The organism is Bacillus sp. UNC41MFS5 (assembly GCF_000686805.1).
The window spans coordinates 1,205,024-1,230,795 of sequence record NZ_KK366017.1 but is presented as its reverse complement, the minus strand read 5'-3'; the positions used below and the strand labels follow the sequence as shown (position 1 = coordinate 1,230,795).

Sequence of the window (25,772 nt, the reverse complement as noted above, 5' to 3'; positions counted from 1 at the left end):
TACTCTATTTCAAAAAAATGTTAGAGTTTTCCTCCACTTTAATCTTTTATTTTATATAATAAATTTAAAAAATAACATGAAATGGATTTGAAATGATGACACATAAGAAAAGAGTGTTTGTATTGGCGAGTGTTCTTGTTACTTTAGGTTTGATTTATTTTGGTTTTTTACAATTTAAAATTAGTCAATATAGTCATAAAGAAGTTCCTAAAAATGCAGACTATTTAATTGTTCTCGGGGCTAGGGTTAAAGGTACCGTCCCTTCTTTGGCATTTGCGAGTAGAATAAATGCTGCAGCGGAATATTTAAAGAAAAACAAAGATACAATTGTCATCGCATCTGGTGGAAAGGGACCTGGTGAAGATATTTCTGAAGCGGAATCGATCAGGAGAGAACTGCTCGACCAGGGCATAAGCGAGGCTCGGATTATTTTAGAAGATCAATCTACTGATACCTATGAAAATATTAATTTTTCAAAAAGGCTTATTCCTAAGGGGAAGAGGCATGGTCTGGTGGTGACAAATAATTTTCATCTCTACCGTGCTGTCTCCATTGCTCGAGACTACGGTTTAGAGGTTAAAGGGCTCCCAGCAGAAACTCCATGGATCGCCGTGCCAAAATCATATTCACGCGAATATTTAGCGATTACAAAATTCTATTTAAAGAGATATATTCTTGACTAATATGTAAAAAATTCAGAGTACCGGGGTCGGTACTCTTGTTTTTTAACCTTGGATTGTTTTCGCATAAATACATGTATCTCGTAATTCTTTACCATCCGAAGAAAGTCCTTCATTCTGTAATATCCCCTCTAAGGTAAATCCTAGTCGTTCAGGAATGGCCCGGCTTTTGATATTTTGGGAGTCGCAGCGGATTTCCACCCGCTTTGCTTTAAGTTCGGTAAAGGCAAATTTAGTGACCACCTCGGTGGCTTCGGTAATATACCCTTTACCGCTAAGGCGCGAATCAATCCAGTAGCCTATCTCAAACTTTGGTATACTCCAGTTAATTCTATGTAAACCTGAAGAACCAATGAACTCCCCTGTTTCCCGATTAAATAAATGTAACCTCAAATCCTCACGGGTTAAAAACTTGGCATGTGCCTCACGCATATTTGCTTCTACATCTTCCTCTGTCTGCTCGCGATGGGCCCAAGGCATCCAGTCTTTTAGTTCGGTTAAGGATGCCTGCATGGCTTGGTAGACAGCTTTACCATCTCCGGGTAAAGGCTTGCGTATAAGTAATCTCTCAGTGTAAAACTCTTCTGAAAAGTCTAATAGTATTGGTTTCATAATCTTGCCCTCCTTCTAAAAATAAAGTATTCTCTACTGATTTTGTAATTCCTTTTTCAGAAAAAAATCTCCTGGGAATGGATTCGCTGATTGGATGGGAAAATTCGCTGATTGATTAGAAAGATTCGCTGATAGAATGGAGAAATTCGCTGATAGAACCATTAAATTCGCTGATTGAAAAATCCTATGATAAAAAGCCGAAAAAAACCCGCTCATAAACCAGCAAATTTGCCCATTACCTCGCAAAATCCGCTCATAACATAATATTGTCTAAAATTTCAGCACCATAAAAAATAAAAAAGACTCTTCCCATACAAGGAAGAGCCCCAATATTGCTATTTTTAGTATGCTTTTGCCCAATAAACCATCTTGTCTGCATCTTTTCCACAGCAGACACATTTTTCCGATACTTGTTCTTGCTCAAATGGGATACATCTTGATGTTGCCCCAGTATCTTCTTTAATTTTTTCCTCACATGCTAATTCGCCGCACCACATAGCCTTAATGAAACCAGGTTTAGCTTCAAGTGACTCTTTTAACTCACCTAAAGTTAAAGCAACTGAAGTTCTTTCTTCACGGTGATTTAGAGCCTTATTATAAAGATTTGTTTGAATTTCATCTAATAATTCAACAAGCTTTGTTTCTAATTGATCTAATGGAACGAACACTTTTTCTAAGGTATCACGTCTTACTAGAACCACTTGCTTATTTTCGATATCCTTAGGTCCAACCTCAAGACGGACTGGAATACCTTTCATTTCATACTCATTGAACTTCCAGCCTGGCTTTTTATCGCTGGCATCAATATCAACACGAGCAACCTTACCAAGTGAATTTTTCAAATCATAAGCAAAATCAAGGACGCCTTCTTTATGCTGCGCAATTGGTACAATCATCACTTGAGTTGGTGCTGCTTTTGGAGGTATTACCAAACCGCGGTCGTCACCGTGAACCATGATTAAGGCACCGATAATTCTTGTTGTAAAGCCCCAAGAGGTTTGATGCACATACTGAAGCTTACCTTCTTTGTCCGTGTACTGAATATTAAAGGCCTCAGCAAAACCTGTTCCAAAGTGGTGGGAAGTACCAGACTGTAATGCTTTACCATCATGCATTAAGCTTTCAATGGTAAACGTAGCTTTTGCACCGGCAAACTTTTCTTTTTCCGTTTTTTGTCCTTTTACAACCGGAATCGCAAGGATTTCTTCACATATAGCGGCATAAACGTTTAGCATTTTAATGGTTTCTTCCATTGCATCTTCGTCAGTCGCATGTGCAGTATGCCCTTCCTGCCATAAAAACTCTAATGTCCGAAGGAACGGACGAGTTGTTTTTTCCCAACGAACCACGTTTGCCCATTGGTTATAGAGTTTAGGCAGATCACGGTAAGAATGAATGATGTTGCTATAATGCTCACAGAATAGAACCTCAGAAGTAGGACGAACAACTAGTCGTTCTGCGAGTAGTTCAGACCCGCCATGTGTAACCCATGCCACTTCAGGGGCAAAACCTTCGACATGGTCTTTTTCTTTTTGAAGCAAGCTCTCAGGAATAAACAAAGGCATATAAACATTTTCATGCCCCGTTTCTTTAATTCGTCGATCCAGCTCATTTTTTATATTATCCCATAAAGCATAGCCATACGGGCGGATAATCATTGAACCACGCACACTTGAATAATCAATTAAATCAGCTTTAGTAACGACATCCGTATACCACTGGGCGAAATCATCGTCCATTGCCGTAACATCTTTTACAAATTCTTTTGCCATGTTTGACACCTCATTGTTTTTTTAAAATAAAGATATGGGCGCTTCCGCTTTTCTGCACAAAAAGGCCTTGATCCTAAAAAGGGACCAAGGCCTGGCGGTACCACCCTAAATTCATAAAGCAAAATTGCTCTATACACTTTCCTTGATAACGGACATGATCCGCATGTATCTTCAAATTCGATACAGAACTCAGGTGGCAGGTTCAAATGACCGTCTTAAGAAACCTCACACCAATGGTTTCCTCTCTTCGTAAGACCATTTCACTTTACTAATCCCCGTCATAGTTTCAATAGTATTTTTAAAAATTATATATTTGAAAATGAAAAAAGTCAATTTTTTTATGGAATATTTTTCTGATTTCAACAAATTGCCATACCATTTACTTTCAACAAGTGTTTAAATCGGTTAAAATGCTAGTAATTAGAAAATAAAGGGGTGGTGGTTTCCATGGAAAAAGAAAAAGATAATCTCCAACAAGAAAAAGAAGAAAAAGAATTTTTGCTTGAATATATCAAGATGCAAAATGAGGCCATGAAACGGATTTATAAAAATACCCTTGATAAAGAAAAAAAGGAATAAATTCATCTCCCAAAACTACACCCGACTTATCTTACCTCAACAATATTCATAAAACGTTCATATTAATCACTGAATATACAAATTTAAAAGGTTTTTTTGCATTTATAATACTCTTATGTTGTTAATCAATTACACGTAAGAGGAGACCAAAAATGAATATATTTGCGATTATTACGGCAATTATAGTTGCCACTGGAACCGGATATTCCATCTATTCTGTTTACCGCCATAAAAATAAACTAGCTACTACCTCTGGAACAATGATTAGTATGGTCATTGCGGTGATTACAGGTTTACTGACCGGCAGTATCATCGGCATCATTTCAGGTGAGATTTTTCTAGTAGTCGGAGTCAGTATGATTATCGGTTTTGTCGTAGGCTTTTTAGCAGGCCACCCAGTCGGAATTCTAGCAATCTTAATGGGATCTATTTCAGGATTAATGGGCGGAATCATCGGCGCCATCCTTGGTGCATTTATTCAGTTTATTAATCCAACGATTTTATTAGGAATCTTGTTAGGATTCTATATCCTAATTATCGGATTTGTGATTATGTATATTTTCGTAGAATCCAATAATAAATTATCCCTTGATACACAGGAACTTTCGCCATTTGCGATCATCACTGGGGGAGTTGTTCTGGTGTCGTTATTTCTGTTTATGTATAGCAGTGATATGATCGAAATTCCTGGTCAAAGTAAATCAACCCAACCAGAAACTGCCCAAGCTGCTGAAAGTCAAGAAGTTCCCAAAACGGAAGTGGATGTAACAAAGGAAAGTAAACCGCTTGTTAAGATGGAGGTCACCACACAAGGGTATACCCCAAATGTCATTCGCGTCAAAAAAGGTGTTCCGGTTGAACTAGAAATAAACAACCCGCTTGATAGCTCGAATTGTATTTCCACCTTTATGATTCCTGATTTTAATATTAACAATGTCAACTTAAAAACGGGTACTACAAAACTAACCTTTACTCCCGATCATTCAGGCGAATACACCTTTAGCTGTGGAATGCAAATGTTTAAAGGGACGATTATTGTAGAATAAGCTAGTCAAAAAGCACACGAATTTCAATCGTGTGCTTTTACTTTATTAATCTATTCAAATAAGCTTTCTGCCTGCCGCTTCTTTCGCTTATTTTCGGCAGCGATAACCTTCATCGAAAGATAGATTCCTGTTCCTGTTAAAATCATTAAGGCAACAGCCGTTAAATCTATTAACCATTTCACATTTGTATTTCCAATTCTACCTTCATGAAGTCCACGGATGATTGACATAATCGAACCTTGGCCCATCGCTTGTCCACGAATTCCTTCCGGCAGGTTTCCATTTCCTACAAAGCCGCGTTGCCCTTGGAACTGACCGCTTCCATTCTGACCATTAACTCGTCCCTGAAATTGGCCGCCTTGCTGTCCTGAATTTTGTTGATTTCCTTGCTCAAAACCACCATTCATTCCTTGTGGACGTTGTCCTGGGTTAAACTGACCTGGTTGGAAATTCCCTTTTCCACCTTCGAGCTGTGTTTGGCCGATTAACCATGGTTCATTCATTAACAGACCCGTCAAGGACTCGATAAAGATGAAAATGGAAGCAATTAAGCCTATCCACAGATGTGCCTTTCTTGTACTCTTCATGTTAAGACTTCTCCCTTCAGTTTTCCATGTAAAAATCTTTGCTTGAATAATAACAAACACATTATGAAGGGGATTCCTTAAGTTTTTCTTAAGAAATAGATTTCTCTTGATTTTTTTCAAAAAAAAAACCAAAAAAATTAACTTTTTTGGGTTTTTGGAAAAATGATTTCAATTGTCGTTCCTTTACCGAGGGTGCTTTGCACCTTTGTCTTACCATGATGTTTCTCAATAATCCATTTCGCAATCGATAAACCGAGTCCGGTTCCTTCCGCAGCGGTCCTCGCTTTATCACTTTGATAGAAACGGTCAAAGATTTTTGGAATATCTTTTTCGGGAATTCCAATCCCGGTATCCTTTATTTTAAGAAAAATCGAGGAATGATTCTGTGAACATGAAAGCAATATTTCCCCGCCTTCATTTGTATATTTCATGGCATTGTCTAATAAGATGACGATTAATTGATGAATTCTCGCTTTATCTGCAAAAAATTTCACAGGTTCCGATTCTTGCAATTGAAGCGACTTTTCTTGATACATTGCAATTTCCTCGTATTGTTGAAGTATTTCTTTCAACAAATCATCGAGTTGGAATTGTTCCTTTTTGACTTCAATTTGATCAGAGTCCGATCTCGCAAGTGTTAATAAGTTTGTCACTAATTTAGAAAGCCGTCTTGATTCAGTGGAAATCGTTGATACATCAATAATCCGATCCTGTATGGTGGCTTTTGGAGCACGAAATAGGACTTCTGTTTTTGCCTGGATAACTGCTAATGGAGTTCTTAACTCGTGTGAAGCATCGGATACAAATTCTGTCTGCTTCTGCCAAGCTTTTTTAATCGGGACTAATGCCTTTCCCGCTAAAAAATATCCTGACGCCACGGCACAAACGATTCCAACACCCATACCAATTAACATAATTAACAAAAGTCTGTCCAATAATTCTTGTTCAGAGTTTACATTGCGAATGAATTGAACGGTTATTTTTCCTAATTGGGGATGATCCACCTTAAAGGCGATATACCTAAATGAAAAATCTTCAACATCCACATCCTTTAAAGTATTTAATTCTGTTGGCTTGATTAAATTCTCATTACCTTCAAAAATGTCCGCATCCCGGTTTTGTTCCAACAACAGCTTATTGTCTTCATCCCAGATTAGGGTTAATATCCGTGGGTCTCGCCTAATAAATTTTGGAAATTGCCCGCCATTCCCCCCATTACCTTCTCGAATTTCACCTGGTCCATCCGGCTGCTGTTGCAAATGTTCTATCGATTCGAGCAGGGATTGGTTGACATCTTTATATAATTTATTATCTGTGTAAAAATAAATGACGGTCCCTAGTATACTAATAAGAACGATAAATACTAATGAATTTAGATAGGTTAATTTAATAAGTGTTTGCCGAAACATGTTAGCTCCTATTCTTCGTTCAACATATAGCCAACGCCGCGAATCGTTTTAATATCAGTTTGATATCCTGATGGTTCTAATTTTTTACGGAGATGGTGCATGAATACCTCCACAATTGCGATGGTTGTATCTGAGTCAAACCCCCAAACACGGTCATAGATTTGTTCTTTTGTAAGAATGGCTCCTTTATTTTGAATCAAATATTCTAACAGCTCGTATTGCTTTGCTGTCAGTTTGATCTGTTTGCTATCGACAACAATATCTCTTTCCTTCCCTAACAATTCAATCCCGCGATACTGAATCGTTTGATTGGTTGTTAAGCTGCCGCTTCTCCTTAACAAGGCACGAATTCTCGCCTTTAATTCTGCTGCTTGGAAAGGCTTAACCAAATAATCATCTCCGCCGCTATCAAGTCCCTGGACACGATCTTCGAGCGAATCTCTTGCAGTAAGGAAAAGAACTGGTATTTTTAAGCCTTCCTTCCTAATCGTTCGTAACACTTCAAATCCATCAATCTCAGGGATCATTACATCCAATACAATCACATCATGGATATTCTGCATCGCCAAAAACAATGCATCCTCACCATTCGTTGCTTGGTCGACTTCAAACTCATCGGATAATAGCTGAACGATTGATTCTAATAAAGGAAGATTATCCTCTACAACTAATAAGCGCATTCTCATTCTCTCCTAAGCATCATATAAAAATAATTATAACAAACAATGCAATCCTAACATACCACATGATTGCTGTTTACCTTTCATTGATAACGAGGGAAATTAAGAGGGAAAATTACCTCCCACTTAATTTCCGCCCCTACCGCCAAAGTTCCGGTTCATTCCTCCCGCGTTGCCCAAACCACCAAAAACACTTCCCCCAGTATTTGTAGTTGAAGTTTTAGACGAGCTAGCTTTTGCTAATTGAGGTAACTTAATCGTTTCACCTTCTGACAAACCTTTTGTTATTTCCACATAATCTTCATTTGCTAAGCCGGTTTGAATGGTTTTTTTATTAGTTTCAGAGGTGTTATTATCAGTGCTCTTTGAATTGATGATGACATATTTCTTTTTGTTTGATGTATATACAGCATCAAGCGGAACATAAAGGGCATCTTTCTTACTGACTGTTAAAATTCGTGCTTCAGCACTCATACCGACTTTCAGTTGATCTGGTTTGTCAATATGAATGGTAACAGCGAAAGTGGAAATTCCGCTTGAGGATGTCCCCTCTTCAGAAATGGCTGAAACTTTGCCAGTAAACGTTTGATCAGGAAACGCATTAACTGTTAGGTTAACTGACTGTTTCTTTTTTATTTTGGAAATATCCAGCTCATCAATTTGGACCACGGTTTGTAATTCGTTGTAATTGGTTACATGTGCAACAACTTGTCCATTCGTAACACGCTCACCTGCTGAAACAGCAAGGCTCGTAATAACTCCAGTAGCTGATGCTGTTATAGGGTCACTTCCATCCGAAAAGGTAATTAATTCATCACCTTTCTTTACTTTCTCGCCAACCGCTACAAGCACTTCGTCTATTTCACTATTATCAAACTTTGATTTAATATCTTCGCTGGTTACCGCTTGAACGGTTCCCGAACCACTGATGTTGACGTTTAACGTACCTTTTTGGACCACTGCCGTTCTAACTTGCGCGGACACGGTTTGTGGACTCAGCGATAATGGTTTCCATTGATATCCGACAAAACCAATAACTAGGACGCTACCTGCAATTACTATCCATTTTTTCATCTATACTTTCTCCTTTTTGCGTTCCTGAATTCCGCCCAGGATGCCAAAATTACTAACTTACACCCAGTATTATGTATATTCCTTAACTTTTCCTTAAAAGTTCTTAAGAATTGCGGGGAATCACCGATTTGAACAAAGTTTATTTTCGATTGACAGCCATTATTTGGTTATTATATAGTTTAATAAGTGAATAGTTAAACAGTTGAACTATTTTATAAATAAAGAGGTGAAAACAATCATGAATAAAAACGTCATTCAAGAGTTAATTGACCGATATGTGTCCGTATCTTTTCAAGTCCACAAAAAAGCGGAATATTTAATCAAGGGGCAAATTGGCGACGAACTCACAAACGATCAGCATTACATATTAAGATATATTCACCAAGCAAAGGAATGCACTTCTACGGAGCTGGCCGATGCTTTTGAGGTAAATAAAAGCGCCATCACTGCCATCATTAATCGGATGGTAGACCGAGGACTAATACAAAGAACACGTGATGAAAATGACCGCAGAGTGGTTTACTTAACCCTAACAAAGGAAGGTTACACCCTTTACGAGGATTGCCAAGAAAAAGTTCAAATGCTTGTTGAATCCATCATTACCCAATTTGAAGAATCGGAAATTACTACTTTTATCAATACGTATGAAAAATTGGCACAAATTTTAAACAACAAGAAAAACGAAAAACTGGGGGAATAAACAGTGAGAGTAATCATAAAAGGAAAATGGGTCATAATACTCGCGTGGTTCCTCGTTATCACCGCACTATTTATTGCAGCTCCAAATATGGAAGCACTGGTTCGGGAGAAAGGTCAAATTACTGTACCGGAAGGATACTCCTCAACAATAGCCGAAAAAATCCTCAAAGATGTTCAATCTAGTGAAAACAGTGGCAGTAATCTACAAACAGCGTTGGTTTTTCATAGTGATACAAAGTTAACCAAGGCAGATTTTGAAAGTGCGGAAAAAGCCGTAAATAGGCTTGAAAAAAACAAGGAAAAACTGGGGATTTCCGAAATTTTATCCCACTTTAAGCAAGAAGACCTAAAAGACCAACTGGTTTCTGAGGATGGAAAAACAATTCTTGTTTCCGTAAAAGTAGATGTGAATGGCCGAGAAGCCAAAGAAATTGCTGATGAATTATATCAAGAAATTGATAATGTAAAACTGGATCATTACTATACTGGTAACTGGGTAATCAGCGATGACCTCGTCACCAACTCACAAGAAGGCTTGAAAAAAACAGAGGGAATTACCGTGGGGTTCATCCTCATTGTACTACTACTGGTGTTTCGATCGGCAATTGCACCAATTATTCCATTGGTTACGGTGGGGTTCAGTTATCTTACTGCCCAATCGATTGTTTCCTTATTAGTGGATAAAGTTAACTTTCCACTCTCAACCTTTACACAAATTTTCTTAGTTGCTGTCCTTTTTGGTATTGGAACAGACTATTGTATTTTACTGCTTAGCCGCTTTAAAGAAGAAATGGCAAAAAATGATAGTGTAACAGAATCGATTATGGAAACCTATCGTACCGCTGGAAAAACGGTTTTCTTTAGTGGCGTTGCCGTTATGATTGGGTTTGCTTCGATTGGTTTTTCGACCTTTAAGCTCTATCAATCAGCAGCGGCGGTTGCCGTAGGTGTCGCCATCCTATTAATCGCCCTTGTTACAGTTGTCCCCTTCTTCATGGCTGTGCTTGGCAAAAAATTATTTTGGCCATCCAAGGGCAAACTAGAACACAGTGAAAGTAAATTTTGGGGATTTGTGGGCAAGTTTGCACTCACACGTCCATTGATTGCATTTATTATTGTCGGGGTCATCTCTATCCCCTTCTTATTCACCTATAAGGATCAATTATCGTTTAATTCACTTGAAGAAATCAGTGATGACTTTCCATCGATAAAGGGTTTTAATATTATTTCTGATTCATTTGGTCCAGGCGAGTCTATGCCCACCCAAATTGTCATTAAAAACGATGATCAAATGAATACTTCCGAGTATATGGCTATAACTGAAAAAATAAGTCAAGAGCTCGCACGTGTCAACGATGTGAATGCTGTACGGTCCGTAACCCGTCCAATCGGGGAAACAATTGATGATTTATATCTATCCAAACAGGTGGCAAGTCTCGGGGAAGGACTCGGTCAAGGCAATGCTGGAATTAAAAAAATCAGCGATGGCCTGGAGGAAGCTGGCAGCCAGATGGCAGCAAATCAGCCGAAAATGAAGGAAGCCACTGACGGAATCAGTGAGTTAATTAATGGAACCAATAAACTAAAAACGGGGATGGATGACATCCAAGGCGGGCTGACAGTTATTGAGAAAGGACTTAAATCTGGTTCCGCCGGCTCTGCCCAGATTAAAGATGGTTTAACCCAGGTTAAGGAAAAATCCGAAGAGGTTTTAGCCGGAAGCAAACAATTGCTCGCTGGATATAAAAAGGCAAGTACAGGATTAACTACTCTCCATGGGCAATATGAAAAAGTAGCAACAGGATTAGGTTCCTTGAACAAAACTCTAACGGCTACAAATCAATATTTTTCAAATCTAGAACAACAATACAGTGATATCGGTCAAAATCAAAACTATCAAGCTATTAAAATGAGTGTTCAGGGCTCGCAAACCGCAACAAAAGAATTAGCTGGCGGGTTACAGCAATTAAATACTGGACTTAAAGGTGCACAAGAAGGTATGGAGTTTGCGAACAGTAAATTCACAGAAATTACAGTTGGCCAGAAAGCCCTGATTACCGGAATGGAAGGCCTGTTAAAAGGGATTTCCGATCTTGAAACTGGACTTGACAAAATGGCTGCAGGACAAGGAAAAGTCATTGCAGGACTTCCCCAATTTACCGGTGGACTCTCCGGAATCAATGACGGGCAAAAACAACTCCTAACAGGATTCCAAGATATGGGCAGTCAGATCACACAGCTTTCAGATGGCTTAACCCAAAGTGCGGATGGTTTAAATAAAGTGTCGGACGGACTGAATTCTGCTCAAGATTACTTATCTGAAGTATCTAATCAGAAACAAAATGGATTTTATATTCCTCAGGACGTGTTAGACAGTAAAGACTTTGAGCAAGCACTCGATGCTTACTTGTCAAAAGATCGAAAAGTAATGACGATCGATGTGATCTTTAGTAAAAATCCATATTCTAATGAAGCAATTGACCGCGTTCCAGAAATAAAGCAAGCAGTCAAACGGGTGATTAAGGACACCAAACTCGAAAATGCTAAAGTGGCAGTTGGCGGTGTATCAAGTATGCATAACGACCTTGATTCTATTTCAAAAGCGGATTATTCAAGAACCGTAGTGCTAATGCTTGTTGGGATTAGTATTATTTTAGTGATCATGCTCCGTTCCCTCATTATGCCGCTCTATCTAATTGGCTCACTCGTCTTAACCTACTATACTTCGATGGCCATTTCAGAAAAAATCTTTGTTAATTTATTAGGTTACTCTGGAATAAGCTGGGCGGTGCCATTCTTTGCCTTTGTAATATTAGTAGCCTTAGGAATCGATTACAGTATTTTCTTAATGGATCGCTTCAACGAATATCGAAACATGCCAGTTGAAAAAGCCATTCTACTGTCTATGAAAAAGATGGGAACCGTTATTATTTCAGCAGCAATTATCTTAGGCGGTACATTTGCCGCAATGATGCCATCAGGAGTTTTATCTTTGCTGGAAATTGCTACAATTCTATTAATCGGATTGGCCTTGTACTCCCTTGTCGTTCTTCCATTGTTTGTCCCTGTAATGGTGAAAACATTTGGAGAAGCCAACTGGTGGCCTTTTATTAAAAATAAAGATAATTCCAATCTTATCGACTGATTTTACTACGCTGATCCAATGGATCAGCGTTCTTTTTTTAGAAAACAAGCAAATTAGTTCTTTTTATTTTATTATGAAACTTTTTCACCTTTTTTTCGTACATATAACTAGTAAGGAGCTTGAAATATCTAGAAATTTTTCCCTTTTTTAAAAATACATTATAATGTACATATGAACATAATCGTTGAGGAGTGAAATAAAGTGGGTGTTATACTTAGCAAGGGACAAAAAGTAGATTTAACCAAATCTCACCCTGGCCTGCAAAATGTCGTGGTTGGGTTAGGATGGAATATTAATCAGCAGGGCTCAAACTTTGATTTAGATGCATCTGCCTTTTTATTAGGTGAAACAGGAAAAGTGAACAGTGATCAGGATTTTGTGTTTTATAATAATCCAAATGGAGCAAACGGATCAATCATCTACAGTGGTGACAATCGTACCGGTGCAGGTGCGCAAGATGATGAGCAAATCAGGATTGATTTAGCTAGGGTACCTTCCCATATCCATCGGGTTGCCTTCACCATTACCATCCATGATGCTCAAATGAAAGGGCAAAATTTTGGACAAATATCAGACTCTTATGTACGTATTTTTAATGAGCAAACACATGAGGAATTATTAAGATTCAACTTAGGCAGAGACTTTACGATAGAGACAGCGATTGTTGCCGCTGAATTGTACCGGCACAATGGTGAATGGAAGTTTAATGCGATAGCCAGCGGTTTCCAAGGAGGCCTTGCAGCACTTTGCCGGAACTTTGGGATTGCCGTTGATGATCCACCTTCTAGTGTGCCAACAACACCAAGCTACCAACAAAGTCCTAATTCATACCAGCCAAGCCAAGCAAACCATAATCCGTTCCAGCAGAGTAATCCATATCAACAAAACTATACAAACCCTACTCAGGAGCGGACTCATCTTCAGCCTGAATCATCCTATCAACAGCCTGCCTACGGATTTCCGACACAGTCGTATCCTGCGACGGTCAATTCACACCAGACATATGGTGGAGATGAGATCATTTGTCCGCGCTGTCACTCGTCAAATGTGAGGACAGGAAAGAAAGGATTTGGTCTAGGTAAAGCAGCCATTGGCGGACTCATCCTTGGTCCTGTAGGCCTTCTTGGCGGATTCATCGGGAAAAACCAGTTGAAATTTTCATGTAATAGCTGCGGCAATTCCTGGTCCCCTTCGCAAACCGATTACGCTGAATGGGCAAACAATTCAAAGAGAAAAGCACAGGAACTTTTTAATCGTTACAAAAGTCAGGATGTCCTAGAGGCAGTGGTTGCTGCTTGTGCTTTAGTGGCCATGGCAGATGGATACTTGGATGCTTCTGAACGCCAGAAAATGATTGAGTTCGTCCATCAAAGTGAAGAATTACGAGTGTTTGATACGACGAAGGTTATTCAAAAATTTAACATGTTTGTTTCTAGAATAGAAAATGACCGGATGATGGGTCGCGCGGAGGCCTTCCGTGCTCTTGGAAAAATAAGAACCAAGCCCGAAATTGCTCGTCTGGTCGCCAGGTATTGTATCGCCATTGGCTATGCTGATGGAAATTTTGACAACAATGAAAAGCAAATGGTTAGCGATATCTGCCGCGAGCTCGGTCTTAACCCGGCAGAGTTTTTATCTTAAACGACAAAATGCCTCCATTCCATCACGGAATAGAGGCATTTTTCTTCCTATTTCCAAATTCGCTTATTTTCCACACGTTTGGTCAGACCCATTGAATCTAATTTTTCTAAAAACGGGATCATATATTTCCGTGAAAGATCAAGAACATCTTTCGCCGCTCCGACATCAAATTCTGCTCCTGTTTGACTGCGCAGTTTAGCCACTGCTTGTTGAAACACATCTCCATGATATGCAAACTGGGCATCCAGCAAAACGAGCAATCCTTCCTCTTCTAAAAAGCGTCTTAAATCCGCCTCCAGAGTGGCAGGTATTCCGGCATCAGCAAAATACTCTTTTAAGGAACGAACTTTTAATCCATCCTTTTTTAATTCTGCAATCAGATTTTCAGTCCGCTTTGCCCAATTTTTGGGCACATGTGGCACAAAACTGGCTAACAAAACAAACTGCCCTCTTCTGTTAAAGATATGATTGGCAATTCCATTCTCGACAACAAAATCCAGCAAATGCTTTGGAACTCTTTTTTGAAGGGTTTGCAACAGCTCAGCTTTATTGATCCCTATTTTCATCGAGTGGAGAAGGTGAAAATCCTGTAATCTATCAAAAATATCTTCCTCAATGGAATTGATCAGCAATTGGAGCGTATATTCTTTCCCGTCAAATAAGACAAATTCTTCCTCAATTAATTTGTCAGTTATTGTGACTCCGTCTAAAGAAGTCCGTTTGATTAATTCATCCAGCGGCAGGCACTTTGCTTCCATTAAAGCAGCAGTAATCCGCTCCTTAGGTGAACCAACCTTTTTCTTTTCCAATTCCTCAATGGTTTGATTGCCAAATCGATATTTGTTTCCACGTGGATCAATCACCCAGCCCCCGCCAATCGTCTCTTGCGGACTTGGACGACGTAGAATAAAGCGATCGCCGCGTTTTGTTAGGATTTCTTCCTCAAGTCTGAGTTGACATAGGATTTCTCCATTTTCCTCCTTGATTTCATTGCGGTCAAAAAAGACAATCCGCCCCATTACCTCTGCGGTACCGATATGAAGCTTAATTGGCATCCTCTGTTTGACCTTATGCTCAAGGTCTTCAACGACACGAATCGCTACATCCAATGTCTTAGTGACAAGGAAATGTTCAGAGGAGACAAGCACATCGCCCCTCTCGACATCTTCCTTGGAGACACCTGAAAGATTAATTGCTGTTCGTTGTCCTGCGAAGGCCCTTTCAGCTGGTGAATGGTGGACTTGAATCTGCCTTGCTCTGACTTCCAGCCCTTTGGGCATAATTTTTAGGGATTGCCCCTCTTCTACTGTTCCTTCATATACCGTTCCTCGGACAACAGTACCTTGGCCCTTTACTGTAAATACCTGGTCAATCGGGAGACGGAATGCCCCTTTCGCATCACGCATTTCTTGTTCCTTTAACGTTCTAATGATTAATGCTTTAATCTCATCGATGCCTTTCTTAGAAAGATTGTCAACCAAAACAAACGGTGCTCCCTCAAATACTGTTCCTGAAAGCTCCGCTAAAATATCATCTTTTACAAGTTCGATAAATTCTTCATCGACTCGATCAATTTTTGAGATGGTCACCAAACCATTTTTTACCCCTAAGAATTTCAAAATGTCTAAGTGCTCTCTCGTTTGCGGCATCACACCTTCGTCTGCTGCAACGACGAGCACGACCAAATCAATCCCAGCAACGCCAGCGATCATTTGCCGGATAAACCGTTCGTGTCCTGGCACATCAATCACTGAAATTTGGATTTCATGATCTTCGTATAATGGTGCAAAGCCGAGCTCAATAGAAATTTGACGTTCCTTTTCTTCTTTTAATCTATCTGTATCTACATTGGTTAACGCTTTGGTTAAGGACGTTTTCCCGTGGTCGATATGCCCTGCCATACCAATTGTAAAATATCGTTTTTCCAAGGATGCCACCTACTTTTTCATTCTTCCCTTCTAATGTATCGATTATGGCTCTATTGTTCAAGGGTAGATTTTGCGACAACTTACACTTCGCTTTTCAAGATATCTCCACATTCATCTCGACCATTGGTTTCGTCCGTATGCTATGTTGTAAAGGAGAACATAAAAACACCAAAGGAAGAAAGCAAATGAAAAAAATGATTTGTACAATTATCGCAGGAATCCTCCTATTATCGGCATGTCAGAGCGGTGAACCCAAAAAGGCAAGTGAAGTGAAGTCTACTAGTGAACGGCCGCAGCGAACCGTTGAGATGAAAAAAGACGGTACCTTCCCCTATCAAAATTTATTGGCTGAAACTGACCAGTCCTATTCGCTGCTAGTCATCGGAGAGCAGGAAGAACAAACACCTATTGAAGATGATCAAAAGATTCGTAAAGCCGTAACAAATATACTAAGTTTACCAACACTTGAAATGGTCGAAAAGATTTATCCGAAGTTACCAATAGACGAACAATCAGCCTATATTCTTTTTGATAATAGTGGAGTGATTCATCAGTCGAAAAATTTGAAGGAGCTTAAGAGTTTTCTTGAGAAAAATCCTCTAAACTAACAAAAACCAGAATTCATCTGGTTTTTGTTATGTATCAGCTTTATTTGTTCGTAAGAATCGGTAAAACACAATTAATAATGATTGAATAAAAAGATAAGTACAAACAGAGTAAATGATACTGTTTCCGTTTTTATAATGAAAAACCCCCATGATATGGTAAACCCACTCTATTGCAATAGCAGCTGCAGTAAAACATAAGATGAAAAACAATAGGTAGCGATCTTTTATTCGAAATTTTTTATAAAGGTAAAGAAAAAGATAAGCGAATGGCGGGTAGAGAAAGTAAACGACTATATCCATTACCGTGTACGCTGGTCCATCCATAATATCGTAAAAGTCAAAGGGTTCAGATCCAATCGAATTATCGAAAAGACCTGCAGCTGTCAGGCTATAAAGGAAAATGAGAATGGTTAATTGCTTAGAAAACACTTTTGGCAAAAAGAAAAAAATTCCCCACGATACTAAAACCGCACAAATAACAAAATAATCATTCTGACCAAATTTATGTTCTACCAACATCATCCTCGCATTTCACCTCCTGCTCTTCCAATCCTCTAAACCAGTTAAATGCAAACATTGTAAATAACAAATATAGAAGATAATATATAACGGTATAAAATTGATTCCACTTCTTAAAATCATACAGGTCATTGATCAAATTGACTTTATCGATACCGATTATTAATAGGCAGTAGAATAATACAAGGATTAATTGTTTCTTAAATGTACTATTATTTATGTACAGAATGAAATAGGAAACAAATAATGGACTAAAGACACTTCGAAATAGTAGAAATGCCAAATATAATTTCGGAGTGGTTGTTGTTTTCATCCATTTAAATGTTTCAAATAAACCTAAATAGGTGTGAGTGTTAATGAGACAGGTTAGCAGGACAAGAAATAATTTCTCCTTTCTCGACCCTCGGTTTTCCTGACGATTAAAGATAAGTAATCCCATCATCATCCAACTTAAGACAAAATAAAAGGTAAATACCATGAAATCTCCTCTTCTATTTTAAGCTTGATTCCAACTACCTTAATTCTTTCCATCTTTTATAAAAAATAGAAATATTCCACACATTCGTACCCAAATAAAAATGACGTGTGATTAGCACAAGTCATTTTATGTTGGTAAAACTATTATCTTTTAAGATTAGGTTCTTTCAAGTTCATATAAATCTTGAACAAGCATTTCTTTTGCATCTTTATCTACTATTAACTTTGCATATTCCATTGCCTTTTTAGCTTGTTCTATTGATCTATCATTATGACCTAACAAAGCATTTGCTCGACTTAAGGCTTCATAGGCATAGCCAATATAAAACGGCTCGATTTCGTTTTCTAGGCTGACGGATAGACAACGTTCTGCATAATACATGGACCTCTCGCCGAGCCCTGCTGTCGCATACACTCTTGATAGCTGCCAATAACCGATTGATAGATTCTTTGCTGTATGTCCCTCAACCTGAGTCCAATGATAAAAAGATGTATGGGCTTGATGGATCATTTTCTCTACCTCTTCGTTTGTTCTCACATTCAAATCAAGGAGATCCCAGACTGCATTAAAACTATTTACCGCCTGTTGCTTATGCCAAAAGGTTGTTGTCGTTGTTGTCATCCTTTTTCCACCTTTCTTATTCATTTCCCTTCTACTCTATTAATATGATATACGATTACGGAATTCAAAAAAACCCAAAATAATTGAAATTTCAAACTTTTTATCAGGTGATTCTCAAGCCTAATTATTTCACCCAAAATCCTATGTAAATTATGTTATACTGGATTATATTTACTTTTCAGAAAATTTAGTAACTCATAAATAGGCCTTATATTATATCCGGGGGGATTTCTTTGAAATTTGACGTAATTGTGGTGGGTGCTGGCTTAGCAGGTTTGGTGGCAACTGCTGAACTTGCTGATGCCGGAAAAAGAGTATTGCTTTTAGATCAAGAACCCGAAGCCTCTCTCGGCGGTCAGGCTTGGTGGTCATTTGGGGGGTTATTTCTCATCGACTCTCCCGAACAAAGAAGAATGGGGATCAAGGACTCTCGGGAACTTGCCTGGCAGGATTGGTTAGGCGCTGCAGGCTTTGATCGAGAAGACGACGAAGATTATTGGGGGAAAAAGTGGGCAAAGGCTTATGTTGAATTTGCTGCAGATGAAAAACGTGAGTGGCTCACAGGGATGGGAATTCGTTTTTTCCCAGTTGTCGGCTGGGCAGAGCGCGGTGGCTATACGGCTGAAGGACATGGCAATTCTGTCCCCCGCTTCCACATTGTCTGGGGAACAGGTCCAGGTCTCGTAAAACCATTCGAGGATCGAGTCAGACAAGCAATGAGGGATGGAATTGTCGATTATCGCCCACGCCATCGTGTGACTGAATTATTAAAGGAAAATGGTGCCATAATCGGTGTCCGTGGTGATATACTAGTTCAAAGTACAGCGTCCCGAGGTGAAGCGAGTTCACGAGAAGTAATTGGGGAATTTGAGTTTCATTCATCGGCTGTAGCCGTAACAAGCGGCGGTATTGGCGGTAACCATGAACTCATTCGAAAAAATTGGCCGGAACGTCTTGGTAAGGCTCCTCAATATATGATCTCAGGAGTACCGGAACATGTGGACGGAAGAATGCTCGGCATTACGGAGCAAGCAGGGGGTCGAATAGTCAATCGTGACCGAATGTGGCATTACACCGAAGGAATAAAAAACTGGGACCCAGTCTGGCCAAACCATGGCATCCGAATCCTGCCGGGTCCCTCCTCGCTTTGGCTTGATGCCAAAGGGAAGCGTTTCCCTGCGCCAAACTTTCCCGGATTTGATACTTTGGGTACACTCGAAGCCATTATGAAATCAGGCTACGACTACTCTTGGTTTATTTTAACCCAGAAAATTATTGAAAAAGAGTTCGCCTTATCTGGGTCAGAGCAAAATCCAGACTTAACCGGAAAAAGTATCAAAAAAGTGTTAGCGCGAATCCTGCCTGGTCCTACTGCCCCTGTTAAGGCATTCATGGATAAGGGCGAAGATTTTGTTATTGCAAATACCCTGTCTGAACTTGTAGCCGGGATGAATAAACTTTCCGGTGATAAATTGTTATCTCTAGATGAGATTGAGCGACAGATTCTTGCTAGAGACCGGGAAATTGAAAATAAATTTACCAAAGATCTTCAAATTACGGCTATGCGTGGAGCTAGAAATTATCTTGGGGACAAACTGATAAGAGTAGCACCTCCGCATCGAATTCTCGATCCAAAAATGGGCCCCCTAATCGCTGTACGGCTAAACATAGTAAGTCGAAAAACGCTAGGCGGTCTCCAGACCGATTTATCCGGCAGAGTCCTTGATTCAACAAGAAAACCTGTGCCAGGTCTATACGCAGCTGGCGAAGTTTCAGGATTTGGCGGAGGAGGCATTCATGGCTATCGTTCCTTAGAAGGAACCTTTGTCGGCGGCTGTTTATTTACAGGAAGGCAAACTGGACGTGCCATTGCTGAAGAATTATCATGAGTATGATGATGTTATTAAAGGAGGTGAGAATATGTCTTCATTAGTGTTTATGGCGCTCTATCGTCCGCACCCAGGAAAAGAGGAGGAATTAAAAGAACTTCTTAAAGTACATATCCCAACACTCCGCGAGGAAGAGTTAATTACTAGTCGAGAATTATTAACGCTTCAAGCAGAGGATGGGACGATTATTGAAATCGCTGAATGGCGGTCAACAGAGGCCATTGAAAAAGCACACCAATCTTCTAAAGTCATGGCCGTTTGGAATAAAATTGGTGACCTATCCGAATTAACGAGTCTTTCCACGCTTGCTGAAGCCCAGCATCCGTTTCCTAATTTTAAGCCTTTATAGAGTTTCAAATGGAAGAAAAACACAAAAAGCAGTGGGATTAATGATACTTGCCCTTAATCGAGTAACCAGCGAAAGTAAAATAAGCGGAGATTTTCCGGTTAAATACAAAATGGAGCTCGTTTCGGGGTAAATAAGGGGAGATTTTCCGATTATGCAAAGCAAAATCTCCCCTTTTCGAATTTTTCGAGTAAATAGGCGGAATTTCTCCGTCTATTTAAGCTTTTTTAATAAAAATTACGAATTAAACGGAATTTTTCCGTCTATTGATTAGCTCGGGCGCTTAACCTGATCCCCCCAACCGAAAAGTGCGGACCCTCTGAATCAGCAGCTTACAAAGATCAATAAAATTGGTACTCAAACCTGCACTGCAAATGACAGAAGTTTTGTCCCTCTTTTTTCATTGTACAATACTTATTGTCCATCATAATAAGTATTGTACAATTGTTATGTCAAAGTTATTGAAAGCTCGTAGAAACCTTGATAAATAAAGAAAAAGACGTATGCCAATTCATACGTCAATTCTTGTGTCTTTTATTAAGAAAGCACCCGAAAATGGAACTATTAATGATATCCACTACTTTTTGTTCGGATTTATTTTAATTTGTAAACACAAACTCCGTCCTGCTTCCCGTCTGATCTGCCCTGACTTCGAGTCTGACATCAATTCGTTCCTTGAGTTCCGGAACATGCGAGATAATACCAACTAAACGGCCGCTGCTTTGAATATCCATTAATGCTTCGATGGCCTGATCAAGGGACTCAGGATCTAGTGTACCAAAACCTTCATCGATGAACATCGTTTCTAACGAAACCCCACCCGCATAATTTTGAACGACATCAGCCAAACCGAGTGCTAGCGAGAGCGAAGCTTTAAAACTTTCCCCTCCTGAGAGAGTTTTAACATGCCGTTCCTGACCCGTGTACTGGTCAAACACAAGCAATTCCAAGCCGCTTTGAGCATTCCCTTTTGAACGGTCTGTTTTTCTCAGCAATTGAAAACGGCCAGAAGTCATTTTTCGTAAGCGGCCATTAGCTTCTCGTAAAATATCATCCAGAAATGCAGCTAGTACATAGCGTTCAAAGGTAATCCGGAAGTTATTCTGACCTTTAGCTATTTCAAAAAGATGACCAATTAACTTATACCGATCTTCAAGGACCTTCATTTGTTCATTCAAACTTCCCACACGGTTGTATATTTCTTCGTTATCCCGCTTTTTAACAAATAGATTGGTTTGCTGCTGATTAAGAGCCTCAATTTCACTTGTCATTTTCGCAATCTCGTGCTTCAAACCATCGACATCTGGTGTTTTTACATTCATTAACTCATCGGTTAATTCTTTCAATCGGTCAGAAACCGATCGTAATTCTTCTCGATAACTGCGGATTTCAGCTTCAAGACTGCGAATTTCTGCTTCCGTCCGTTTCGCTTCAGTATAAGTACCGTATTTTTCAAAGCCCTGCTCTGAAAGTTGATTAATAAAGATTCCTCTTTCGGAATCCAGCTCCTGTTTTTTACTCTCATGATGCTTCTTGGCATCTAATAATCTTGCTGTTTCATTTGAAAGTTTTTCTTTCACTTGCTGCAGGCGCTGCTGTGCCTCTTCCAGCTGTTTTACTAACATTTGCTGCCGGTTTTTAGAAGCCGTAAGTGCTTTTTCGTATTCCACTTCCGAGCGTAAATTCTCTGGAATTACTTTCATCATCCGAGCAAGATTCGTCTTCTTTTCAGTGAATTGAACGGTTAACTCATTGATTATAGCTGAAAACTGCTGAAGTTTGTTTTGCACATCTACTTTTTCAACTTCTTTGGTTTCTAATTCCCTCTTCACTTGATCAAGATGCTTAATCTTTTCCGCAAGCTTTTCTTGATTCTGAACCAGCTGGTTCTTTGCCGTCGATGCTTCCATTTTTGCATCTACTAAATGGTCAGCAGTAAAATTTGCCCGGAATAAACGAATTTCGTTCATTATTTCTTCTACAGCTTCCCTTTGCGCTGCCTCAGCTGACTGACTCTGATAAAAAGCGGCTTCATCTGTTGACTTTGCTTTTTCCCAGTTGGCACTTTGAGCCTTAGCTGCCTTCATTTCCTCTTCCGTCGGAATACTATCACTATTTTGTATCGCTGGTGATGGATGGTGCTCGGAGCCGCACACTGGACAGGCTTCACCTGATTGAAGTTTTGCTGCTAATATCGCGGCCTGGCCGTGCATCCATTTGCTCTCTAGTAGTTCGACCAATGCTCTTGAATCTGTATATCTAGCAGTAGTATTTTCATATTTCGCAGTGATCGACCGTAAATTTTCCTCAGCTTTTTGATGACGCGCAAGCAGCATTTCGTATTTTTCAAAGCGATCAATTTCCGTTCTCAGTTTATCGATTCTGCCTGTATTTTCTAGAAAGATAAGTTTCCCTTTTTCAATTTCTTCCTTTTGACGTTGTAGATTCACTAGATTCACTTCTAGTTGTTCGAGAATTTGCTCGGCATGCTTAAGCTTCTGTTGCGCAGCTTTTAATTCAGCATCCTTATTTTGTGTTTCTTTAAGTAATGTTGCAAACGAATAGACATCCTCCCTCATATTGTCTAATCGATTTACCTCATCAAGGGCTGCTTGGCGTTCGCCTTCTCGTTCCAGTTCCTTTTGTAAATGTTGTTCATGCTGTTTTAAAAGTCCTTCTAATTTTTCCATTTCCATCTGAATGGATTTCAAATTTCCATCAAGTTGATCCACTTCGCGCTTTAAGCGGTGGCATAGTTCTTCTTGCTGCGATAAAACGGCAGCTTTATGGGCAAGCTGCACCTGTTTTTCTTTCCCGTTATACACTTCTTCCTGAGAAACAAGTCTTGCCTTTTGCCCCTTTAACTCCTCTTTCAATTGCAGTTTCTTTAATACTCCCTCTGCTTCAATCAACTGTCCTTTCAGTTTGTCCTGTTTCTGGCCTTTTTCTTTTAATTGGAGATTAAGTTGTTCTAACACTTCCCCCATGCCCGCAATTTCTGTTAGTAACAGCGGCATGATGATCGCATCGTTTACACTATCTGCATCCAAATATTCACGAAGTTCTTGATTGGTTACAGCTTGAATGCGTCGAATCTGCTCATTTCTTGCCAGGACCTGGTCTTCAACTGACTTTTTCAGTTCGGTTGCTTCAACCTTCAGTTTCTCTTCCACCATTTTATATAATTGGGTATGGAACAGCCGCTGTAAAATGACTTCTTTATCCTTACTGTCTGAGGTGAGAAGTTTACGGAATTCCCCCTGCGGAATCATTAAAATCTGCCGGAACTGATTCGCATCAATCAACATAATTTCCTTAATTTTTTCCTCAACATCGTTGATTTTAGAAGCAAGCAGTTTCTTTTCGCCATTTTCTGCCCATATATATAACTCAGCTTTGGCACCTATTTGTGTATAACCATCACCTTTATCTTTCTTCTTCAATTGCTGTGGTGACCTTGTAATCGAATATGCTTTGTTACGAAGAGAAAAATCTAGTGAAACCTCGGTTAACAATTCGTCTTTTGCAAACTGGCTGCGGAGTTCTGGACCATTGCGATCCTCCCCACTTGCTTTTCCATAGATTGCATAACTGATGGCATCAAATATGGTCGTTTTACCGGCGCCGGTTTTTCCGGAAATAACAAACATTGTCCGATTACCTAGGGAGGTAAAGTCAATTTCTTCAAAGCCGGCATAAGGGCCGAAAGCTTGCATCGTCAATTTTAACGGTTTCATTTCAATCCCTCCTCCCTTAGCACTTTTTCAATGACTTCTATCATTGCTGCTTTTTTTTCAAACGAAAATTCAGAGGTTGTCATTTCCGTGTAAAATTGTTCAAACAACTCAATCTCTGATTTTTTTTCACTTCGAATCGACGTGAATGATTGTTTTTTCTTTAAATCGGTTAGATCAATTTTTCGTTCAAGATGGAGGACGTTGGGGTACACTTGACGTAATTTATTTATAGGATCAAGTAAAGCACCTTCATCAAGAAGAGTGATTTTTAAATAATCATGGATCGCTTCTTTTTCATAAAAATATGGATCAAGCAATTCTTCCAAATGACCTTCTATTTCCCGCATATCATGTTTTGGTGAAAGCCAGCGGTAACGATGTGTAAAGTTACCTTTATCATCCATCTCAATAATCGAAATCGACTTTTTCTGTTTGGCTTCCGAAAAAGAATATTTTAAAAGGGAACCTGAATATTTCACTTTGTTATGGTTAATGGCATCCGGACTGTGTAAGTGGCCTAGTGCAGTATATGAAAAGGGTTCGAACAATTCAGCTCCCACACATCCAGAACCACCTACAGACAAGATTCGTTCAGAATCAGACGTTTGACCTCCTAATACAAAGGCATGTCCAACCAAAACATTAGGCTCATTCGGATTAAGATTTTCCTCCATTTTTCCTATTAGGGCTTTCATTGCATCTTGATGGGAATGGATGGAATCATCCTCAAGTAGTTGACGGACTACACCAGGCTCAGCATAGGGTACTAAATAAAAATTAACACCATTAACTCGCACAGGAGTAAAGCTGTTTGTTAATTTTCCTGATAAATAAAATTGACTGTGCTTATACCAGGAACTGCCGAATGAAAGTCTTTCTGCACTATCATGGTTCCCAGCAATCGCCACAACCGGTGTTTTTAATTCAACATTAATTTTAAAAAGAATTTCATCGAGTAATTCCACGGCATCAGTTGGTGGTACCGAGCGATCATATAAATCTCCTGCAATAACAACAGCATCCGGCTTTTCTTCCGCAACGATGGCCACAAATTGCTCAAGTACTTCACGCTGATTCTCTGTCATATAGACTCCATGAACTAGTTTGCCTAAATGCCAATCAGCTGTATGGATAAATTTCATCTGCTCACCCCAATTTATAATTCTGCATCTTTCCGATACTACTATTATAGCAAAATACAAATGGAAATGAGGTTGGAAATGCAAGCAGATTACTGGAATATTGGGTATTTTATACTAGGCTCAATTAATAAAATAGTAAATACAAAAAACAGCCCGGAGCTTAGTCCGGGCTGTTATAGTAGAAAACAAATTATTTTTTAGTTACGTTAGCAGCTTGTGGTCCACGAGCACCTTCAACAACTTCGAAAGATACTTCTTGACCTTCTTCTAAAGTTTTGAAACCTTCTGTTTGGATAGCAGAGTAATGAACGAATACGTCGTTACCGTCTTCAGCTTCGATGAATCCAAAACCTTTTTCTGAGTTGAACCATTTTACTTTACCGTTTTTCATGAAAAAAAATCCTCCTATTGGCTTATCACGTAAGCCATGTGTAAATTCACCAAATTACAACGTGATAGCTTTACCTTCATTTCCTCATCCAAACATCGGTTAAAACTTTGAACAAGCTTTGTAACATAAATCTAATCTCGTGCAACGGCTGACTAAATTTTAGCATTCTAGTAGTCTATATGTCAACAA

22 protein-coding genes and 1 other annotated feature are annotated in these 25,772 nt (G+C 39.3%); of the genes, 9 read left to right on the top strand and 13 right to left on the bottom strand.

From position 1 onward, the window contains the following. The first annotated feature begins 95 nt into the window (after positions 1 to 95). Positions 96 to 683 carry a YdcF family protein gene (locus BR30_RS0122230; RefSeq protein ID WP_026566917.1) on the top strand — a complete coding sequence of 196 codons (588 nt, stop codon included), beginning with the start codon at positions 96 to 98 and terminating at the stop codon, positions 681 to 683. A gap of 42 nt (positions 684 to 725) precedes the next feature. On the opposite strand, the gene BR30_RS0122225 is transcribed toward BR30_RS0122230, so the two are convergent. Together BR30_RS0122225 and proS are read right to left on the bottom strand one after the other, a co-directional pair. Beyond that, positions 726 to 1,292, bottom strand: coding sequence for a GNAT family N-acetyltransferase (locus BR30_RS0122225; RefSeq protein ID WP_026566916.1), 567 nt, complete (start codon positions 1,290 to 1,292; stop codon positions 726 to 728). A gap of 341 nt (positions 1,293 to 1,633) precedes the next feature. Further along, a complete protein-coding gene (gene proS, locus BR30_RS0122215) occupies positions 1,634 to 3,073 on the bottom strand; it encodes a proline--tRNA ligase (RefSeq protein ID WP_442852987.1) in 1,440 nt (479 codons plus the stop codon). 67 nt (positions 3,074 to 3,140) lie between these two features. After that, positions 3,141 to 3,355, bottom strand: a binding site (T-box leader). Between the two features lie 156 nt (positions 3,356 to 3,511). On the opposite strand from proS, the gene BR30_RS38525 reads away from it, so the two are divergent. Together BR30_RS38525 and BR30_RS34270 are read left to right on the top strand one after the other, a co-directional pair. Beyond that, on the top strand, positions 3,512 to 3,643 hold the full coding sequence (locus BR30_RS38525) for a hypothetical protein (RefSeq protein WP_269320629.1): 132 nt from the start codon (positions 3,512 to 3,514) through the stop codon (positions 3,641 to 3,643). Between the two features lie 152 nt (positions 3,644 to 3,795). Beyond that, complete coding sequence (locus BR30_RS34270) at positions 3,796 to 4,689, top strand: cupredoxin domain-containing protein (protein ID WP_035445796.1); 894 nt, start codon at positions 3,796 to 3,798, stop codon at positions 4,687 to 4,689. 50 nt (positions 4,690 to 4,739) lie between these two features. Here BR30_RS34270 and BR30_RS0122200 read toward each other — a convergent pair whose 3' ends face one another. From BR30_RS0122200 to BR30_RS0122185, 4 genes are all read right to left on the bottom strand, one after another. Then, the gene (locus BR30_RS0122200) at positions 4,740 to 5,276 is read right to left on the bottom strand and encodes a PepSY-associated TM helix domain-containing protein (protein WP_026566913.1); all 537 of its coding nucleotides are present in this window, start codon (positions 5,274 to 5,276) and stop codon (positions 4,740 to 4,742) included. Between the two features lie 137 nt (positions 5,277 to 5,413). Next, complete coding sequence (locus tag BR30_RS0122195) at positions 5,414 to 6,685, bottom strand: sensor histidine kinase (protein WP_026566912.1); 1,272 nt, start codon at positions 6,683 to 6,685, stop codon at positions 5,414 to 5,416. Between the two features lie 8 nt (positions 6,686 to 6,693). Further along, positions 6,694 to 7,365, bottom strand: coding sequence for a response regulator transcription factor (locus tag BR30_RS0122190; RefSeq protein ID WP_026566911.1), 672 nt, complete (start codon positions 7,363 to 7,365; stop codon positions 6,694 to 6,696). A 126-nt stretch (positions 7,366 to 7,491) separates the two neighbouring features. Next, complete coding sequence (locus BR30_RS0122185) at positions 7,492 to 8,439, bottom strand: efflux RND transporter periplasmic adaptor subunit (RefSeq protein ID WP_026566910.1); 948 nt, start codon at positions 8,437 to 8,439, stop codon at positions 7,492 to 7,494. Between the two features lie 238 nt (positions 8,440 to 8,677). Here BR30_RS0122185 and BR30_RS0122180 point away from each other — a divergent pair, with 238 nt between their 5' ends. The 3 genes from BR30_RS0122180 to BR30_RS38520 all read left to right on the top strand — a co-directional run bounded on the left by BR30_RS0122180 (position 8,678) and on the right by BR30_RS38520 (position 13,924). Further along, the gene (locus tag BR30_RS0122180) at positions 8,678 to 9,139 is read left to right on the top strand and encodes a MarR family winged helix-turn-helix transcriptional regulator (protein WP_026566909.1); all 462 of its coding nucleotides are present in this window, start codon (positions 8,678 to 8,680) and stop codon (positions 9,137 to 9,139) included. Positions 9,140 to 9,142: 3 nt separating this feature from the next. Further along, entirely contained in the window at positions 9,143 to 12,283 is a 3,141-nt protein-coding gene (locus tag BR30_RS0122175) for an MMPL family transporter (protein ID WP_026566908.1), read from the top strand. Between the two features lie 201 nt (positions 12,284 to 12,484). Next, positions 12,485 to 13,924 (top strand): TerD family protein, encoded by a 1,440-nt coding sequence (locus BR30_RS38520; protein WP_026566907.1) that lies wholly within the window; start codon positions 12,485 to 12,487, stop codon positions 13,922 to 13,924. Positions 13,925 to 13,971: 47 nt separating this feature from the next. On the opposite strand, the gene selB is transcribed toward BR30_RS38520, so the two are convergent. Further along, positions 13,972 to 15,852: a selenocysteine-specific translation elongation factor gene (selB, locus tag BR30_RS0122165; protein ID WP_026566906.1), complete on the bottom strand. Its 1,881-nt coding sequence runs from the start codon at positions 15,850 to 15,852 to the stop codon at positions 13,972 to 13,974. 185 nt (positions 15,853 to 16,037) lie between these two features. On the opposite strand from selB, the gene BR30_RS0122160 reads away from it, so the two are divergent. After that, positions 16,038 to 16,460: a hypothetical protein gene (locus BR30_RS0122160; protein ID WP_026566905.1), complete on the top strand. Its 423-nt coding sequence runs from the start codon at positions 16,038 to 16,040 to the stop codon at positions 16,458 to 16,460. A 27-nt stretch (positions 16,461 to 16,487) separates the two neighbouring features. Here the strand turns inward: BR30_RS0122160 and BR30_RS0122155 are convergent, their stop codons facing one another. From BR30_RS0122155 to BR30_RS34265, 3 genes are all read right to left on the bottom strand, one after another. After that, positions 16,488 to 16,982: a hypothetical protein gene (locus tag BR30_RS0122155; protein WP_026566904.1), complete on the bottom strand. Its 495-nt coding sequence runs from the start codon at positions 16,980 to 16,982 to the stop codon at positions 16,488 to 16,490. Continuing rightward, a complete protein-coding gene (locus BR30_RS0122150; RefSeq protein WP_026566903.1) occupies positions 16,963 to 17,457 on the bottom strand; it encodes a hypothetical protein in 495 nt (164 codons plus the stop codon). Before BR30_RS0122150 ends, BR30_RS0122155 begins: the two co-directional genes overlap by 20 nt. Positions 17,458 to 17,613: 156 nt before the next feature. Further along, entirely contained in the window at positions 17,614 to 18,078 is a 465-nt protein-coding gene (locus tag BR30_RS34265; protein WP_035445795.1) for a hypothetical protein, read from the bottom strand. 233 nt (positions 18,079 to 18,311) lie between these two features. On the opposite strand from BR30_RS34265, the gene BR30_RS0122140 reads away from it, so the two are divergent. Together BR30_RS0122140 and BR30_RS0122135 are read left to right on the top strand one after the other, a co-directional pair. After that, positions 18,312 to 19,967 carry an FAD-binding dehydrogenase gene (locus tag BR30_RS0122140; RefSeq protein ID WP_026566902.1) on the top strand — a complete coding sequence of 552 codons (1,656 nt, stop codon included), beginning with the start codon at positions 18,312 to 18,314 and terminating at the stop codon, positions 19,965 to 19,967. 31 nt (positions 19,968 to 19,998) lie between these two features. Further along, on the top strand, positions 19,999 to 20,316 hold the full coding sequence (locus tag BR30_RS0122135; protein ID WP_026566901.1) for an antibiotic biosynthesis monooxygenase: 318 nt from the start codon (positions 19,999 to 20,001) through the stop codon (positions 20,314 to 20,316). 596 nt (positions 20,317 to 20,912) lie between these two features. Here BR30_RS0122135 and BR30_RS0122130 read toward each other — a convergent pair. The 3 genes from BR30_RS0122130 to BR30_RS0122115 form a co-directional block, all read right to left on the bottom strand. Beyond that, the gene (locus BR30_RS0122130) at positions 20,913 to 24,050 is read right to left on the bottom strand and encodes an SbcC/MukB-like Walker B domain-containing protein (protein WP_026566900.1); all 3,138 of its coding nucleotides are present in this window, start codon (positions 24,048 to 24,050) and stop codon (positions 20,913 to 20,915) included. Beyond that, positions 24,047 to 25,192: an exonuclease SbcCD subunit D gene (locus BR30_RS0122125; protein WP_026566899.1), complete on the bottom strand. Its 1,146-nt coding sequence runs from the start codon at positions 25,190 to 25,192 to the stop codon at positions 24,047 to 24,049. Before BR30_RS0122125 ends, BR30_RS0122130 begins: the two co-directional genes overlap by 4 nt. A 190-nt stretch (positions 25,193 to 25,382) precedes the next feature. Beyond that, complete coding sequence (locus BR30_RS0122115; protein ID WP_007083969.1) at positions 25,383 to 25,583, bottom strand: cold-shock protein; 201 nt, start codon at positions 25,581 to 25,583, stop codon at positions 25,383 to 25,385. Between the last annotated feature and the right edge of the window lie 189 nt (positions 25,584 to 25,772).

Coding starts and splice junctions, on each gene's coding strand:
- BR30_RS34270 (WP_035445796.1), top strand. CDS start 3,796: ATGAATATATTTGCGATTATTACGGCAATTATAGTTGCCACTGGAACC.
- BR30_RS0122225 (WP_026566916.1), bottom strand. CDS start 1,292: ATGAAACCAATACTATTAGACTTTTCAGAAGAGTTTTACACTGAGAGA.
- BR30_RS0122180 (WP_026566909.1), top strand. CDS start 8,678: ATGAATAAAAACGTCATTCAAGAGTTAATTGACCGATATGTGTCCGTA.
- BR30_RS0122115 (WP_007083969.1), bottom strand. CDS start 25,583: ATGAAAAACGGTAAAGTAAAATGGTTCAACTCAGAAAAAGGTTTTGGA.
- BR30_RS0122195 (WP_026566912.1), bottom strand. CDS start 6,685: ATGTTTCGGCAAACACTTATTAAATTAACCTATCTAAATTCATTAGTA.
- BR30_RS0122230 (WP_026566917.1), top strand. CDS start 96: ATGACACATAAGAAAAGAGTGTTTGTATTGGCGAGTGTTCTTGTTACT.
- BR30_RS34265 (WP_035445795.1), bottom strand. CDS start 18,078: ATGACAACAACGACAACAACCTTTTGGCATAAGCAACAGGCGGTAAAT.
- BR30_RS0122135 (WP_026566901.1), top strand. CDS start 19,999: ATGTCTTCATTAGTGTTTATGGCGCTCTATCGTCCGCACCCAGGAAAA.
- BR30_RS0122160 (WP_026566905.1), top strand. CDS start 16,038: ATGAAAAAAATGATTTGTACAATTATCGCAGGAATCCTCCTATTATCG.
- BR30_RS0122125 (WP_026566899.1), bottom strand. CDS start 25,192: ATGAAATTTATCCATACAGCTGATTGGCATTTAGGCAAACTAGTTCAT.
- BR30_RS0122130 (WP_026566900.1), bottom strand. CDS start 24,050: ATGAAACCGTTAAAATTGACGATGCAAGCTTTCGGCCCTTATGCCGGC.
- BR30_RS0122185 (WP_026566910.1), bottom strand. CDS start 8,439: ATGAAAAAATGGATAGTAATTGCAGGTAGCGTCCTAGTTATTGGTTTT.
- BR30_RS0122190 (WP_026566911.1), bottom strand. CDS start 7,365: ATGCGCTTATTAGTTGTAGAGGATAATCTTCCTTTATTAGAATCAATC.
- BR30_RS38525 (WP_269320629.1), top strand. CDS start 3,512: ATGGAAAAAGAAAAAGATAATCTCCAACAAGAAAAAGAAGAAAAAGAA.
- BR30_RS0122150 (WP_026566903.1), bottom strand. CDS start 17,457: ATGGTATTTACCTTTTATTTTGTCTTAAGTTGGATGATGATGGGATTA.
- BR30_RS0122155 (WP_026566904.1), bottom strand. CDS start 16,982: ATGATGTTGGTAGAACATAAATTTGGTCAGAATGATTATTTTGTTATT.
- BR30_RS0122200 (WP_026566913.1), bottom strand. CDS start 5,276: ATGAAGAGTACAAGAAAGGCACATCTGTGGATAGGCTTAATTGCTTCC.